A 16,351-nucleotide genomic window follows, 5' to 3' on the forward strand; every position below is an offset into this window, starting at 1 on the left:
GAAAGAAGGCAGCTATTTTTCCCGAGGGGAAGTCATTCGCCGCCGAAGCCACCATTGAGCGAAATCCAGCTTCGCTCACTTCGGTCTTGGGAAGCCAAGGGCATTTGCAGCGACGAGGCGAGCCTCGGGGTGAAACAGACCGAGAATGGTTGTACGAGGTTCCACACCGCGGACGCAAACTTTCCGTGCTTTGCATCCGGTCGGTTGTCGGAAGAGTCAGAGGATATGGGGTTTTTCGTCGCCAATTTGTCGGCTCTACGAAATGGTTGCCGAAAGCCCTGCCACCCGTATGACCGGGAAACCGTTCGTTGTATTCTAGGTGTACCGGTATTTCCCGGCATTCTTGCGCGAAGTATGTGGATTGATGTGGTGGAGGAGATCGGCCATGGCGGAAACGGCGTTTCCCCGCTTCGAAGATATCCTGGCACTGTGTAAGGAATCGGATTCGGAATTCGCGGTCCGAGTCGTGGACGAGCTCTTGAAATGGGCTGGGGAGCTTGACGCGAGCGATCTCCACCTCAATCCCCTGGAGGACGGACTGGAGGTCCGTGTCCGTGTCGACGGGGTTCTCCACCGGGCGGGGACACTGCCGGCCTTCGCGCAGCGGAAGGTCATCACGCGAATGAAAGTTTTGGCTGATCTGCTGACCTACCGGAGCGACATCCCGCAGGAAGGCCGAATACGCCGACCGGTGGGAGGGCCGGAAGTCCGTATCAGCACCTTTCCCTCTCTTTACGGCGAACGCGTTGTAGCCCGATTTTTCCCGGAGGAGACCCGATTCAAACTGCTCGACGACCTCGGATTTCCCCAGCGCATCACGGAGTTGTTGAAAAAGTTGTTGCGGGAAACCTCGGGAGCGATCTTCATGACCGGTCCCGCCGGTAGCGGCAAGACCACCACAATGTATGCCTGTTTACGGGAACTGGTGCAGGAGGAAATCCCGCGGAGCATCATCACGATCGAGGATCCCATTGAAGTGGCCATTCCTGGTGTCATCCAGAGCCAGGTGGAACCGCGTGTGGGGCTGGATCTCAGTGCGGCCCTGCGTTATCTGATGCGTCAGGACCCGGAGGTTGTGGCGGTCGGGGAGATACGTGATCGCGCCACGGCTGAGGCGGCGGTGGAGGCCTCTCTCACGGGGCATCTCATTTTGAGCACTTTTCATGCAGGCGGGGCTGCGGAGTCTGTGGGCCGACTTCTCGACATGGGTATTGAGCCCTACCTCATCCGCAGCGGCGTTCTGGCGGTCCTTTCTCAGCGGCTGCTCCGCCAGGTGTGTACGTGCAGCGAGTGGACGGACGACCCCCAGGCCGCATTGGGGTTGCCGGTCGACCGCGTGCGGGTTGCCCGGGGCTGTCCAGAATGCCGCAATACCGGTTACACGAACCGATTTTCCATCGCCGAGATCTTGCTCCTTCAAGACGAGAGAATAGCTCGGGCGGTACTTGAGTGCGTTGATGTTGTGACGCTGGAGAAATTGGCCCTGGAACAGGGGATGGTTTCGCTCTGGGACTCGGCTGTGCAGGCCGTTAAAGAAGGGCGGACGACGCCTGTGGAAGTGCGGCGTGTCCTTGGTTGGAGTGACTACTGGAGAATTCTGGAGTGACGCTCCCAGAGGATGTGAGCGAAAGCTGAACGGTGCGCTTGTGTGATAAGTCGTTTCCGAGTGTTCTGCCGGGCCATCCGCGAGTTGCCTATCCTGCCAGGAGTTGTCGGAGCCCCATCCAGGCGCCGGCGAGTCCGGCAATGAGAAGCGCTGCGGCGGAAATCCACAGGCAGATGTCCCACAGAATTCCCGGCCGCAGGGCCGGCGAGCATTCCCAATAGCGGTAATGGAGAGCTGTACCCGCCAGCATGGGCAGCATGATGGCCTGCATGAAACCGCTGGCCACGATCAGCCCCACGGGTTCCCGATAACAAAGACACGTGATGAGGGCAAACAGGGGGAATCCGATGGCGAAAGCCGTCACCCATCGTTGAGGTGGACCATGCTCGCCAGATTTTCCTGTGACAACAATGGCCACCGCGTCCGCCGCCACGCGGGAGTGCCCGGCCATCGCCGAGAAAAAGGTGGAATACAGAACTGCAAACGCGCCCGTCAGGAAGAAAAGTTTCGTCCAGTTTCCGAAGACAGGCACGTACATCTCGCTGAGATGGGCAATCATCTGAGCCCCGCTGGGAATCAAGTTTGCTCGATGGAGAATGGCGGCGCCGAGAATGTAGAAAGCAGCGGTAGCGAAAGTGTAAATGACCATGGACAGGAAGGCATCCGCTCGCATGACACGCATCCATCCCAGAGCTCGAGATACCCACGCGGAAGAACCATCGTAGCGTCCGGTATAGCGGGCATAGCCTTTCTCCAGGCACCAGTAGGGGTAGGTGATGAGTTCGTTGGTGCCCATTCCAATGATTCCAAAAGTTGCCAGAGCGGTGCCCAGGGCTGCCCAACGGTTAGCGCCCGGCGGTAACTGGAAGCTCAGCCCGCTGGCAAGGTCGCGCCATGTGATCGCCCAGCTCGGCTGGAATTGCAGAGCCACCACGCAAAAGATGGTCACGAGGGTGAAAACCGCCACCAGGATGGTGCAGACCCACTGGATCAGGCGATAACGCCCGTATGTCAACAGCGGAATCGACCCTAGACAGATGACCACCGCCCAGAGAAGATCGTCCGTGAGCCAGAAGGCCCCCACGCCATAATTGGGCCGCGGTCGTCCCAGCCGTTGCCGTACTTTCGTCTCGATTTCAGAACGTGCGGGAAGTTGACCGGTTTGGCGAAGTTCGGTCAGGATCTCCTCCCGCACCCGGGCGGCTTCAGTATCCCATTGCTCCTGGGCGGCGAGCAATCGCGTGAAGCTGCCGTTAATGGGGAACGCCAGCGCGAGCGCCTGGCCCACCCCGTGAGCGATTCCGCCGAGCTGAGCAAGGCTCACCACAAACATGACGACCCAGTACCACAGCATCCAGTGCACGCGAAGGCGAGGACCGGGAAGTCGGTTGATCGCCAGCAGGGTGGTCTGACCGGACTGGATGGCATAGCGCCCCAGCTCGACCTGCACAAAAACTTTGCTCACGCAGCCCAGAATGATCAGCCAGAGCAGAGTGAACCCCGCCTCCGCACCCGTGCGGGGGGTCAAAATCAGTTCTCCAGAACCCACGACAGCCGCCGCGATGATCATTCCCGGCCCCATGCGGAGAAGCATCTCCAGGAAATGCCGGGGCGGCGGTCGCATACCTTCGTCAGTTTGCTCGGGGGAAGACGCGACCGGCCCCGCAATCACCGGAGCTGCGCGAGAGTCGTCTGCATCGCGATCGGCCATTTTTCCCATGGTTGGGAATGGAAACCGGGAACAATCTTCAGGACATCTTTGCTGTTAAAGTCTGAACGCCTGTTTGCCGGGCTTCGAGCGTCCGTCATTGTAAAAAACAGCCGCCCGCACTGCCAGGCATGGACACGCTGACCGAGTCCGTTGCGTTGTCCCCATCTCGCGTGATTGACGGGACTTCCGAAAGGTCTGGAAAATGCCCTCCCCGCGGGAGATGCGGCAAACAGGGTGCTTTTTCCCCTCCTGGAGCAATTTTTCTCGATTTTTCGACCAAGCCAGCGAATAAGCGGGGAAAGCTTGTCACGCTCCACCTTTCCCAGATACGGACCTGACAAGCAGATCCCTCCGAAGCACGTCCCTCGGGGGTTTTGCGGAGGGGCACGCTTGTCGTGCCCGTTGCGTGTAGAGAAGCAGCGCCCGCAGTAAGACGCAGGATAGCTCCAACGGACCTGACAAGCAGGTCCCTCGGAGGTTTTGCGGAGGGGCCGGGATTCTTCCGGAGGGGCACGCTTGTCGTGCCCGGGGTCAGTTGGCATGTCGCGGCGTCAGCCTTGGTAGGGGCAATTCATGAATTGCGCCTACCGGTGAACGCTGAGAGTACCCATTCTGTGTGGAGAAGCAGACCCCTCCCGACTTCCAACATACGGACCTGACAAGCAGGTCCCTCCGAAGTACGTCCCTCGGAGGTTTTTGCGGAGGGGCACGCTTGTCGTGCCCGATCTGAGCTGTAAAGCCTTCGCGTGCGGAACGGTTCTCGCGGGAGGGCGTTCTGCAAAAGCTGCGTGTCCGGGGCGCGGCAAAACGCTAGATCACGTCGTTTTTCCCGTTCAAATACGATCTTCCCGCCCCTGGAACAGGGCTTTTTAGCTCCTTGCGTTAGGCAGTCCCATGATCCTTCTCCTGCGCGAACTCCCGATTTTATCCAGTCTCTCAATCTTTTGACCTCTCTCTCGCCAAGATAAGGCACAACGCAGATGGCTCCGATTGTCATCCGGCCCCACTGTCGTCGGGTCATGGATCAATAGGGTTCACCTGATATTTCGCAAAAAAGCCTCAAGTTTGCGGCCAGAGAATGGACTGAACTTTGCGAACATCGACCTGTCGCGGGGTGGAACCGCACTGAACAGCCACTGCGGCGGCAGTACCGGCGGCCGCTCCAATGGCCATGGCAATTTGCTGAACCCGGTACGAGGCGTGGGCATCGTGGCTGCCGCTGATGCATCGTCCTGCGAGAAGGAGATTGTCAATGGTTTTCGGAACGAGACAACGATAGGGGATGTCGTACGGCTTTACCCTTTGAGCGAAGCCCTCAGCCTGACCCGGCCCCGCTGGATTGTGAATATCGATCACAAAATTCGCGCTTTTGACCACGGCATCCGGGTGTTTTCGGCCGGCGAGAAGATCATCGCGGGTGAGGTAGTATTCGCCCAGGAATCGGCGCGTTTCACGCACGCCGATCACTGCCGGCATTGCAGCAATGGAGGCGTCCTTATAACCTGGGGCAAACTGGCGAAGGACTTCAAGAACCTGGAGGGCCTGGCGTCGGCCTTCGAGTTCAGCCTTTGTCAGATCCGCCACCTTCGTGCCATCCACCTGATTAACCTGTGTGGCATTGACAACGACACAGCCAGGGCGGTGCCCGCGATACGTGCGGATGACGCCCACATTGGCCGGCAGCATACCCGCCTTCTGGGCATTGTGGACGACCTGTTCCCATGTCAAATCGCCGATTTTGATTCGGGTTGCTTCTTCTTCACTCCCACAGAAGAGGGCGTTGTCCCAATCGACGCCAGCGACGGTGAACATGATGCTCATGGGTTGCAGAAGTCCGTCGCTAGCTCGGCCTTTTTCGAACTGAGCACCAGCCGCGCAAGCGACATCACCATCCCCCGTAGCGTCGATGATGACTTTAGCTTCGACGGTGAAGATTCCCTCCTTGCTCAGGAATCGCACACCGTGGACAGAGTTCCCCTCCTTCACAACATCAAAGACCCAAGAGTGGAGCAGAATCTCTCCCCCTGCTTCTTCCACAAGTGAAGCGTATTGCAAGTCCAAAAGTTCCGGGTTGCATCGCGGGCCGCCGATGCGTTTCAGGACCTCGCGGACAAAGGGGCTATCGGAAGAACCCATGAGAGGTCCCACCCGGGCATGCACGGCCATGCCACCAAGACGGCCATAGCGCTCAAGGAGAAGCGTTTTGACACCCTGCCGGGCAGCCATCACCGCCGCCGCCATCCCGGCCGGACCGCCACCACAAACAAGGACGTCTGTAGAGATCGCACCGATGGGAGCAACCTCGGCAGCCTGCAATTGATTGACCAGGGGCAAGGAAAGCCCAACGGCAGCGGTACTGGAGCCGAGGAAAAGCCGCCGGCTGAAGGTGGATCTTGGCATCACCAACACCCCCTTTTTTGACCTTGTTCGGTCGGGTTGAGAACCGTTCGGATGGTTCTGGCTTTATAGCCGCTGCTCAGGGCCCTTCATACGGTTGATTTGGCGTGGGGGGAGGAAGGACCCAGTCGTCGGGGATCACGAAGTTCTGTTCGCTGGGGCCGGTGGGCAGGTCAGCCGAGGTTTCGTAATCCGGGAATAAGAGCGTCCCCTGCGGGAAGAACTCGTCACCGGAGTCTTTCCCCGTTAAACCCGTAATGCGGACCTTATGCGGTCCGCCAATATGCCCAACGCCGCTGGTGCGGGAGTCGTATCGTCCGTTTTCGAATTGAATCGTGACAGCCGGTCCCGAATTCCCCTTGGATGCGTCAGGGATGAACGTGATCGAACCGGCTGGAACTGGCTGGCCTCGATAGGTAATGGTTCCTGAGATCCGATTCTTGCGTGGATCATTCTTTCCACACCCCTGGAAGAGAACCAAACAGCCAATGGCAGCACAGATCAACAAAGTTTGCGATTGCCGAAGCGGAGTCATCATCCCGGTTCCTTTCCTGTCCCAAGGCTGGTGTGTCTGTCGAGAAGGGTGCGAACACATACCCCTGTCATTGCGACTGGAGTGACTCTCCACCATCCTTGCTGCCCAGGGCAAGGTAAATGCCGAAATCGATTGTCTCGGAAACGAAGCGTGCCGACCCATCGGCATTGACGAATTGGCATCCTCCGGGATGGAAACTACCGAAAGCGATTCCATTCCAGATCGATTCGTTTTTCGAGTTGATCGGGAAGCGAAGATATTTGGACAGAAGGTAGAGGGTGCCACGACTATCCTGAAATTTGCCCCGCGTCCAGGCACGGTACTTGGTCATCTGCGACCAGGAAATCTCCCCAAGCAACAAAGTGTTTGAAGTCCCGTCGGTGATATCCGCCATACGGCTCGAATACTGCCACATGATTCCCTGATCACATTCGCCACCAAAAGCCTGGGTTGTGTTACGGCATTTGTAGGTCTGGTTGGTCGTGGGGTTAGTACCATACGGTCCGAGGATCCCGTAGTAATGAACTGTGTAAACCTTCTGGCCACCGGGGTTCGGCCAGATTTCCGAAGCATATTCCGTTCGGTCCTGAATTCCCGACGGGCAGATATAGACTGGGATGCGGTTGGCGGCGTGCTTGATCTTGCCCGGCATTGTATAACTGCCCGCCGTCCAGTCCATCTGGTCGTAAATCGGCTTTTGCTCGATGAAGGCCAGGATGGACGCCGTCCACCCCAATTCGTTGGCGATCATTCCGGGCAAGGGAAACTGACCCCATACGTCGTGGTAGTTCTGAAAGCCAAGGCCCAATTGGCGGAGATTGTTGACACACTGAGACCGCCGGGCGGCTTCGCGAGCCGCCTGCACCGCAGGCAACAAGAGCGCAATCAGAATGCCAATAATGGCGATGACGACCAATAATTCCACAAGTGTGAATGCCTTACGCTTCATCATGGGCCTCCTCATTCGACGGTGATCCCGGTAAAAAGATGTGAAACGATGAAACCGTTAAACCATGACCAACAGCATTCCCGCAAAGAGACCCTACCACTCAGTGAGAACCTCTCGCAGAGGTGAATGATATACCTGCTTGGTCGAGGCTACCCCTTTAACTTTGGGCCGGTCTCTTGCGGCTGGGTGCCTACGGGCGGGAACATGAAGTCTCTTTCCCTCGGCAAGGGTAATTTTTCCAATTCTTCAAGTGTAAAGGACCCTTCCTAACGAGTCAACAAACTGGCGTTTTGGCCGAGCCCCACTTTTTGTAAGGATGTGTGAGGGGCCAAAGGCTTAATCTGTCGTAGGGGCGATTCAGGAATGGCCCCTACCGGTGAACGCTGAGAGTGCTTTTTCTGTCGAGAGAAGCAGGCGCCTCCCCAGCCCCACTACACAGACCTGACAAGCAGGTCCCTCCGGCATTTTTGCGGAAGGGCCGGGATTCTTCCGGAGGGGCACGCTTGTCGTGCCCGGGGTCAGTTGGCATGTCGCGGCGTCAGCCTTGGTAGGGGCAATTCATGAATTGCCCTTACTGCTCCGTCACAGGATAATTTTGGGATAAACGGACTTGAGTTTGCCGCGGGCATCTTCCGCGGTGATTTGCCAGTCGACGCCGCGCTGCCGAGCGTTGAGGTCTCCCGACCACGTTGCAATTTCCTCCTGAAGAAGACGTAGCTCCCCCAGGCGACGCCCCGCCACACACTGCCGGGTCGAACAGCTCAATTCGCACTCCACCACGTTCAGCCAACTGCCGTGTTTCGGCGTGTAAACAAACTCAATGCGGCGAACGTACTGACGAGCCCGCTCCGCTGGGAACACCTCGTAAAACGCCCCCTTCGTGCGCGTGTTCAGGTTGTCACAGATCAGCGTGATCCGCTCACAGTCCGCGTAACGCCCGTCCAAAAGCGCCGACGCCTCCGTCGCTCAGTCGCTCTTGGTCCAAAAAATGCTGAAGCATCTTCTCCACCGTCTGCCGCCGACACCCGAACGCTTCGGCAATCCGTTGGTCCCTCCAAGCCGGATCGTCCGCGTCCGCCTTCAGCAGAATCTGAGCGCGACGGACCTTACGGCTCGTTGCCTTCAGCTTGCGAATGACCTCCTGACATTTCTGACGTTCCTCCTCGGTCAGCCGGACAATATACGTCTTTCGCGTGGCAATCGTCCTTGGTGCGGCGTAAAGGAAACGGCCACGAAGTTCATCCGATCCTACCCAACAGAATCCGCATCTTTTCCTGTGACGGGGCACTAGGTTCAGGTCCCTTCCCAACAGCAGAGAAAAAGTGGGGATGCCCTGGGTGGACACGATTTGGCCAACGGTAGAGAGGGTACCAACGCCCAGTCAATAAGGGCTGCAAACACGCGGAAAGAAGTGGGCACAAGTTGGAACCGGCGTCTGTTTCGCAATCCCGTCGACGTCTATTTCAGCGTGGTGCCGGTTCGGCTGCCCAGGCGAATCCAGCCGTCATGGTTTGGCTGGGAGCCCGAAGAGACGAGCGGTTTCGGCGCGGGATTGGCAGGTTCCCGTCGATCACGGGGAATACTCGACGCAACCTCGGACTCGGCACTGAGGGTGCTCTGAACCTCCGAAAGAGGCCGATCCTCGATCGAGATGATGTTTTCCGGCGGTATTCCCAGATCAATGAAGGGTTCCATCTCCTCGCGGGTGAGCGGCTTGCCCATGGTCTCGGGTATCCTTTCTGACGTGGCGGTTTGCACACCCACGCCGGTCACCTTTTTCGGATAGCTTTTCTGTGTATGCCCGAGACGGTTGGAGGGGGAAATGCCCGCCTTTACTGCCGGCGAAACCGACGGTTGCGTCTGGAGAATTGACCCAGCCCGATAGCGTGAGGAGGCGATCGGACGCCCGTGCTCATTGAGAACCGGGCCGGCTTCATCGTAGGGGCTGCAGCACATTCGACAACCGAGGAGGGTGACAAACCCCGCGGCAAGCAACCAGGCAGGAATGACCGAACCGTATCTCATGGGCGTTTCGACCTCTCAAAGCGGCAAGGAATTTCTCACGAAACTCCCTCACCGTAACTCAATCGGCCGAACAGCCCGCAAAATCCATAAAATTTGTCTGGCTTCCATCGACGGAGTCAGCAGCATAACGGTTTTCGAATTTCAGTAAGCTGGGGACATCCTGTGTGTCCCCAGCAAACGATACGGTACCCCCACGGCAGGTCACGCAACACCATGGCCGCAACGCTTGGCAGAACCTCAGTCTTTGGTTCCAAAATCTGATAAAAAGGCCTCCTGGATGAGGAGGTTCTCCTCGTGCTCGTGCCGGGCGATGGCTTTCTCGAATTCGAGGAAGGCCTCTTTGGCCGTTGCCCACCAAACCTGAGGATCAACTCCATCGGCGCATGTTTTATGACAATAGGACTGAAGCAGATCGAGGATGGACTGGTGCTCGCTTTCCAAAGCCTTGGCCCGTTCCACAAGGTGAGGGGCCACCAGGACGGCCTCGGAGAAGTAACCACCTTCTTCCTCGTACCGGAAGTGGTCCGCCAGCAGACGGCAGAGAAATTTTGTTTTTTCGGCGATCGCGCAACAATCCGTCGTATGGTTGAGGATTGCCTCCTTGATCTCGCCGATGATCTGCTCGATCTGGCGATGTTGCTCGAGAAGAGCCTGGACGCTGGCAGTTGTGGGGCGCGACGCAGTCATAGTGTCCCTCCCAAAGAGTTCAGGTTTTCCCGGACAGGCAAAGCCCACAGCGTGCTTTGCCGCACAGGCCGATCCTTCAGGCCGTGCCGATACATGTCCCATCCATTCCCGTTCCACCGTTAATTGTGACAGTTAGAATCGCTGTCGTCAAACGTTCCACTGGTATTTCCCTTCGCCATGGGACGGGGCCACCGATTGGAAAGCCGCCCAGCGCCTCCCCGTTCTTGCCATGTAACTTGGGCGCATTTGGAATCCCGTGTAGCTTTTTCGCGGGTAACCCGCGAATTGTCATGTGTCGTGACTTTTTTTCGCCGATAAGATGTCGATGAACCCCATCGGAGGTCTCCCGGTTGCGGACCGGACATATCGGATATACTGGAATTTTCTCCGGCACCCGTGATAGTTTGGATAAAATATCCATTTTGTTCGAGCGGTGACCGGATTCTCGCCACGCTTAGCGTTTTTTATTACAGGCGAATTACGAAAAAAGTTCGTGGCTATCTAACCGGGAGGGAACCGGCCCCAGTCTTTCGTGTCAATGACGCATGCTTTCCACGGATATCGTCATTAGCGGAATCGGAATCGTCAGCCCGATCGGTATCGGCCTGGACGCCTTTGCGGACTCTCTGCTGGCCGGGCGGTCGGGCGTGAAGCAGATTCAATTGTTCGATCCCTCGGGACTACCCGTCCGATCGGCCGCAGAGATTACGGATTTCGATCCGCGCCGATTCGTGCCCAATCGAAAAGCGCTCAAGGTGATGGCCAGGGATGCGCAGCTCGGGGTGGCCGCCGCGATGCTGGCCTGGAAAAACGCAGGCCTGGAAACGGCCGGTCTGGATCCCGACCGGGTCGGCGTGGTTTTGGGGGCGGATCGAATTTGCGGCGCTCTGGAGGACAGCGAGCCCACCTATCGCGCCTGTATGGTGGATGGTCGGTTTGACTTTGATCGCTGGGCACCGCAGGGAATGCCGGCGACCTTTCCCCTGGTCTTTCTCAAGGTTCTCCCCAACATGATCGCCTCTCATATTTCGATCGTTCTCGATGCGAGAGGCCCCAACAACACGATTCATCAGGGTGATCTGTCGGGGCTTCTGGCGGTGATCGAAGGGGCGAGCCTCCTCGAACGCAATCTCGCCGATGTCGTCCTGGTGGGCGGTGCCAGCTCCCAGATGAATCCCTTCGATTGGGCACGCTTCGGAGTCATTGGCCGACTTTCCAAATTGGCAGACGACGGGGTAGGAAGTCCGCGACCGTTTGATCGTGATCGGGACGGAGAAGTTCGGGGGGAGGCGGCCGTTCTATTCGTCCTGGAGCGGAAGGCCCATGCGCGAGCCCGGGGGGCAAGGATCTGGGCCCACCTTCGCGGCTGGGGCCGGTGCTGTGTGTACCAGAGACCGCACTTCGATAAGTGCTTGCCCGCTCTGGAAAGGGCAATCTCCCAGGCCCTGAAAGATGCGCGACTCCAGCCCCGGGAAATTGGTCACGTCAATGCGCAGGGGGTGGCCACACGGGTGGATGATATTCTGGAGAGCCGAGCCATTCAGGCTGCACTGGGTGATGTCCCTGTGACTGCGCCGCGGAGTTTCTTCGGGAACACCGGTGCCGCGGCGGGAGCACTAGAACTGGCTACCACGGTCGTGCTGGGGGCTCAGCAATTGCTGCCCCCAACTCTTCACTATGAGCATCCCGACCCCGAGTGCCCTGTGAACGTTGTCTGCCAACCGCAGAAGACGACCAGCAACCTCGGCGTGGCTGTGAATTGGACCGAGGTAGGCCAGGCCGCTGCTCTGGTTGTGGAGACTAATCCCTCACGGTAGAGGTTTTGCCCCCAAAAAGGCTCGCCCAGTGCAACTCGTAACCCACACCGAGCGCCGAGCTCACACCGAGCGGAAAACTTCCACCGCCGGTGGCCGACCCGCCATGACTGATTGCCTGGCTGACCGTGCGGACGTGTCCCACTGATAACGGCTTAGCTCAATAGCGAGCACGATCACCGCGATAATAATGGCCAGGAGAGATAGGCCAAGCATCACGGTAAAAATGTCAATTTGGCGAAGTCGCTCACGAAGGGTTGGCCTGGGGGGCTTCGCTGGTGCCAGTTCCTCTTCAGGTGCGGTGCTGACGGGCGGTATACCCAAGCCGTCAGAATCGGGCGGGGCCGCCCCGGGAGAAAGATCGGGCCCAGGGGCCATCATTTCATCCAGATTTTTGAAGGGATCGTCTGCCTGGGACACGTTCGCGGCTCCTTTGTGATGCAAAACAGACGAGAGCTTTTCCCCGCGCACGACCTTCCCAAATTAAAATTCCCGGCGGTGACGGCGTGGCGGTCGATGTTCCTTTTTAAAAGTATGATTAGGGAATCGGGTTCAGGCAACCTTGCGCCGTGCCCGGCCAGCCCCATTTTTTCCTGTCTCACCATGAGGTCATACCGAGTCTCACGGCGCCTTGCGCGGAAGTGAGCTCGAGTCCGCAGGTACCTACTAGCGGGATCAACATTGCAGGATAGTGCATTTCACCGACCGGACGTAGTCCGCTTGATGAGGCTCCTTTTTCAAGATAGGGGCAATGTGTGAATCGCTCCTACCGCACGTGAGATACAGCCTTTGGCCTCTCGCAAATTCTTATCGCGAGACGTTTCAGCGGTTCTCCGCCCGCATCGCAATCGAGAAGTAGCCGTAATACGTTTCATTACCCCGCAGGATGAAAAACTTGAGGGGCAGAAAACTCGCGAAATCCGGCCTGCGAATGATGTAGAGGACATTTTCCACCGAAATCGTTTCCCACAAATGCATTCCCACCAGAACATCGCCCTTACGCAGGCCCTGAGAGGCGGCGGGGCTTCCCGGCCGGACATCGGTGATTAATAGCCCACCGCGGTAATGGGTTTGGAATTGCTGACGAAATCTCTCCGGCGGAATGGGCTCCAAACGCAGTCCGATAAGCGACCAAATCTCATCCACAGGAGCGGCATTTTTTGGCTCCGCCAGGGTGAGGGCGAGCTGGTCTTCCGTTGTATGGTTCCGCAGAACGACGAGGTTCAGCGAAGTGCCAGGTGATTTGTCCAGCAGAATACGCTGGAAGTCGAGTGGGTTAGCGACCTTTTGGCCGTTTACTTCCGTGATCACGTCCCCGGGTAGCAGGCCGGCTTTGGCTGCCGGGCTGTCCGGTTCCACAGATGCCACCGTCAGTGGACCGGTGGGTGGCAACGACTGGAATGTGATGCCGTATCGAATGCGTTCGCTGTTAATCTCGGCGAGAAGCCGGGCTGCCGCTTCCACCACGCGATCGACCGGAATGGCAAAGCCAATCCCCTGGGCGCCGGCTCGCACGGCCACATTGACGCCGATCATTTCCCCGTTGATGTTGAGGAGCGGTCCTCCGGAATTGCCCGGGTTGATGCTGGCATCAGTTTGAATGAGATCATCGTAGTACTGGGCGTCGCTCACCTGCACCGCTCGATGGAGCGCACTGACGATGCCACGGGTCGCGGTATGCTCATAACCATACGCGTTGCCCAGCGCGATCACGGATTCGCCGGGCATGAGATCGGACGAAGTACCGATCTTGATGACCTGAAGCGGGCGGTCAGGATCAATCTTGATAATGGCCAGATCGGTTTCAGGATCGCGGGCAAGGAGTCTGGCGGTGTAGCGGGTCCCGTCGTACAGCGTGACCTCGATGTCGCGGACGCCGTCCACGACGTGATGATTCGTCACGATGTATCCCCGCTCGTCGATAATGACCCCGGTGCCCATCCCGTTGACGCGGCGAGCAGGTTCCGGTCGGCTTGACGTGCCCGCCGTGGTGATAAGGGTTTTTTCGCCCCGGATATTGACCACCGCCGGTCGGGCATTCCGAATGGCAATGACGATGGGCGTTTCTCGCGGATTATCTGCGGAAAGCGTGTATCCAGCAGCGAAAGTGGCATAGATCGCGAAAAGGGCACCAGCCCAGGCCGTCAAACGGAAAGATCGTGTTGCAAGCATGTTCTCGGCAGGCCGTTGGCTAGGAATTGCTGGGACCCATACACGACGTCAGCCCACCCGTTCTGCGCTGGGTCGGGCTAGAATGGATGAATCGGAAATGCTCATTGGCTGCTTGATGCGACTCCTTGGAACCTCACAAACTCATCGCATCTTTGCTAAATTGCCATTTCGGATGGGGGCAGTCGGTGAGAGTCGGATCGGGCTTCCCCTGGGTTCCATATTGAAAGCGATAAGGCGGCATCGGGCGGGGAGAAGCAGTTGATGAGCTTGGAATGGGATCAGCGGCCAAGAACACGCCGCAGGGCCGCAGGATTCGGCGGCGGTGAATCCGGCAGGACGACCTGCTGGCTTTGCGTGCGGATGGCCACACGCTGCTCGGCGGGAAGGGTAAATAACCAGGACTCCGAGGGCTCTATGCCGCGTCCAGATTCCTCAGCCCTCGGTGGCGAAATCTCTCGGAGGGGCGGCATCTGGGATTCTGGACCAGCGGCGGATTCGGAAGGGGGTGACGAATTGCCCCAGTCATTCGCCACTGGCGGTTGGGGGGCCAGTATCGGGGCAGAACTCTGTGGAAGAGGCGGCGGAGTGGGAATCGGCTCTGGCTCGACCGACGGGCGGGAGGAATCCGTGGGGCCCGAGTTTGGCACGCGTGGGACTTCGAGAATCGGCCGAGTGGGCAGGGCGTAGAACCTCCCTCCGGGACTTCGCAACGCGAGACGAAAACTTTGCGGAAAAACGTGTTCCGCCCAGGTGTCGCCGGCAATTTGTACTCCCGTCTGATCACTGAGGCCAATCACGGCCGGGCCGGCCGCGGTGCTTCGGCACTGGGCGGGAGAGGTGACGCGGCGGCAACTCTGATGGCAACAGGCAGTGCATCGGGCGGACGGAGATAACCAAGCCATCCGGCACCCGGCAAGAAAAACGCTGGCCAGTGCGGTCAGGACCGTGATCGTGACTGATCGCCGCAGTATCGATCTCACACCATGTGAACCTGTCCGACTTGGATTTGCGCGTTCACAGAAAATAACAGCCGCGCTGCTTGCTCAGAGTGCACCTAGGGTGGGCCCGGAGTTCGTGCCTGCCGCGAGTTTTTGCGGCAGGAAACCTCACACCGTTAGGGACCCTGTCAGCAGGTATTAGAGAGAATCGGCCGGTGAATTGGCCAGACTTTGACGATTAGTTAAACATTGCGGGCAGCGTCAGTCTAACTGCGTTACAGTGAGCAAATGGAAGTTACGGGACAAGTTGCCCTGGAGTCCTTTCCAAAATCCTACCGCTGCCAGAGGGGTGGGCTTACAGGGTCGTGGCGAACCCAGGAAATTTGGGCAGAAAGGGGTGAAATCCCGATCAGGCTGCCCGGCGCCATTCCCTGACCGCGCGTGGCCGCAACGGCTCGCCCATTCGGTGAAGCTCAAGCGACTGAATGACGGCCTCCGCGAGAGCCACGGCCTCCAGGCCGCTCTCGCCGGTCACCAGCGGGGGACGGCCCGTCCGCACGGCTTCCGCGAAGTCGCGAAGTTCTTCTTCCAGGGGGTCCTGGTTGCTGACGGTGAGCTCCCGATGATCAAAATACTGGGGTTCGAAAGCCTGCCTGAGCTCTTCCAGCTCCGTGCCCGACAACCGTGTGATATCCAGCTTGCCCTCGAGGAGTTTTCTTCCCAGGTGACACACGGTTGTTTTGCGCGCGGCAAAGTCGATGTCGATAATCGCGTCACGCGTCCAAACCCGCATCCATCGGGCTGGTTGCTTGTCGATTCGGGAGGTCTTTAATAGGGCAGTTGCCCCATTGGCAAAGCGAAGTTCCGCTTGTGCCGTGTCCTCATGGGGACCGAGGAGGGCGATACCCGTGGCATGGACCTCAGAGAGCGGCGCCGCGATCATCGCCCGTATCAGATCCAGGTCGTGGATCATCAGGTCGAGGACGCATCCGATATCTGTGGACCGGAAACTGAAGGGGCCCTGCCGGACCGTTTCCACGAGCCAGGGGTCATGCATGTGGGGAACAGCAGCCTGGAACGCAGGATTGAACCTCTCAATGTGACCCACCTGCAGGACAAGTCCCGATTGGCGTGCCAGATGGACGAGTGGTTCGCCCTCTGTTACGCTCAGGGCCAGGGGTTTTTCGACGAAAACATGCCGACCTTTCACGAGGCATTCCTCCACGATGCCGGCATGCGTGGAAGCGGGGGTGGCGACCACCACGGCATCACAGACGGCAAGGAGCGGTCGGTAATCTTCCCAGGCCGGGCAATCGCACTCCGCGGCAAGTGCGAGCCGCCGGGCCTCTACCGGGTCGGCGATGCCGGCGAGCGCCACGTTGGGAAGCCGTTTGATTTTTCGCGCGTGAAAAGTTCCCAGCCGACCAGCACCAATCACGCCAATACGCAAGGGTGTATGTGAATCGGGCATGGTGTGTCAAAAACCTAACACACGAAACGTGTCTCAAAGTTCTCCG

At 58.5% G+C, this 16,351-nt stretch carries 14 protein-coding genes; 2 read left to right on the plus strand and 12 right to left on the minus strand.

Annotation, left to right across the window (positions count from 1 at the left end):
• Positions 1–385 precede the first annotated feature (385 nt).
• Positions 386–1,606: a GspE/PulE family protein gene (locus THTE_RS04995; RefSeq protein WP_157731769.1), complete on the plus strand. Its 1,221-nt coding sequence runs from the start codon at positions 386–388 to the stop codon at positions 1,604–1,606.
• Between the two features lie 88 nt (positions 1,607–1,694).
• On the opposite strand, the gene THTE_RS05000 is transcribed toward THTE_RS04995, so the two are convergent.
• From THTE_RS05000 to THTE_RS05040, 8 genes are all read right to left on the minus strand, one after another.
• Positions 1,695–3,317 (minus strand): Nramp family divalent metal transporter, encoded by a 1,623-nt coding sequence (locus tag THTE_RS05000; RefSeq protein WP_237260204.1) that lies wholly within the window; start codon positions 3,315–3,317, stop codon positions 1,695–1,697.
• Positions 3,318–4,376: 1,059 nt separating this feature from the next.
• Positions 4,377–5,717 (minus strand): FAD-dependent oxidoreductase, encoded by a 1,341-nt coding sequence (locus tag THTE_RS05010; protein WP_095414404.1) that lies wholly within the window; start codon positions 5,715–5,717, stop codon positions 4,377–4,379.
• Between the two features lie 76 nt (positions 5,718–5,793).
• Positions 5,794–6,252, minus strand: coding sequence for a hypothetical protein (locus tag THTE_RS05015; RefSeq protein ID WP_157731771.1), 459 nt, complete (start codon positions 6,250–6,252; stop codon positions 5,794–5,796).
• 64 nt (positions 6,253–6,316) lie between these two features.
• Positions 6,317–7,201 (minus strand): DUF1559 domain-containing protein, encoded by an 885-nt coding sequence (locus THTE_RS05020; RefSeq protein ID WP_207651784.1) that lies wholly within the window; start codon positions 7,199–7,201, stop codon positions 6,317–6,319.
• Between the two features lie 579 nt (positions 7,202–7,780).
• A complete protein-coding gene (locus THTE_RS05025) occupies positions 7,781–8,143 on the minus strand; it encodes a transposase (RefSeq protein WP_095414407.1) in 363 nt (120 codons plus the stop codon).
• Entirely contained in the window at positions 8,118–8,486 is a 369-nt protein-coding gene (locus tag THTE_RS17875) for a helix-turn-helix domain-containing protein (protein ID WP_157731773.1), read from the minus strand. Before THTE_RS17875 ends, THTE_RS05025 begins: the two co-directional genes overlap by 26 nt.
• A 170-nt stretch (positions 8,487–8,656) precedes the next feature.
• Positions 8,657–9,223: a hypothetical protein gene (locus tag THTE_RS05035; RefSeq protein ID WP_095414408.1), complete on the minus strand. Its 567-nt coding sequence runs from the start codon at positions 9,221–9,223 to the stop codon at positions 8,657–8,659.
• 237 nt (positions 9,224–9,460) lie between these two features.
• The gene (locus tag THTE_RS05040) at positions 9,461–9,910 is read right to left on the minus strand and encodes a hemerythrin domain-containing protein (protein ID WP_157731775.1); all 450 of its coding nucleotides are present in this window, start codon (positions 9,908–9,910) and stop codon (positions 9,461–9,463) included.
• 545 nt (positions 9,911–10,455) lie between these two features.
• Here THTE_RS05040 and THTE_RS05045 point away from each other — a divergent pair.
• On the plus strand, positions 10,456–11,727 hold the full coding sequence (locus THTE_RS05045) for a beta-ketoacyl-[acyl-carrier-protein] synthase family protein (protein ID WP_095414410.1): 1,272 nt from the start codon (positions 10,456–10,458) through the stop codon (positions 11,725–11,727).
• Positions 11,728–11,787: 60 nt separating this feature from the next.
• On the opposite strand, the gene THTE_RS05050 is transcribed toward THTE_RS05045, so the two are convergent.
• The 4 genes from THTE_RS05050 to THTE_RS05065 form a co-directional block, all read right to left on the minus strand.
• A complete protein-coding gene (locus THTE_RS05050; RefSeq protein ID WP_095414411.1) occupies positions 11,788–12,144 on the minus strand; it encodes a hypothetical protein in 357 nt (118 codons plus the stop codon).
• A 402-nt stretch (positions 12,145–12,546) separates the two neighbouring features.
• Positions 12,547–13,896, minus strand: a complete 1,350-nt coding sequence (locus THTE_RS05055; RefSeq protein WP_095414412.1) for a trypsin-like peptidase domain-containing protein — start codon at positions 13,894–13,896, stop codon at positions 12,547–12,549.
• Between the two features lie 278 nt (positions 13,897–14,174).
• Positions 14,175–14,876 (minus strand): hypothetical protein, encoded by a 702-nt coding sequence (locus THTE_RS05060; RefSeq protein WP_095414413.1) that lies wholly within the window; start codon positions 14,874–14,876, stop codon positions 14,175–14,177.
• 367 nt (positions 14,877–15,243) lie between these two features.
• The gene (locus tag THTE_RS05065) at positions 15,244–16,305 is read right to left on the minus strand and encodes a Gfo/Idh/MocA family protein (RefSeq protein WP_095414414.1); all 1,062 of its coding nucleotides are present in this window, start codon (positions 16,303–16,305) and stop codon (positions 15,244–15,246) included.
• Positions 16,306–16,351: the final 46 nt, after the last annotated feature.

Origin of the sequence: Thermogutta terrifontis (assembly GCF_002277955.1) — a bacterium.
GTDB lineage: Bacteria > Planctomycetota > Planctomycetia > Pirellulales > Thermoguttaceae > Thermogutta > Thermogutta terrifontis.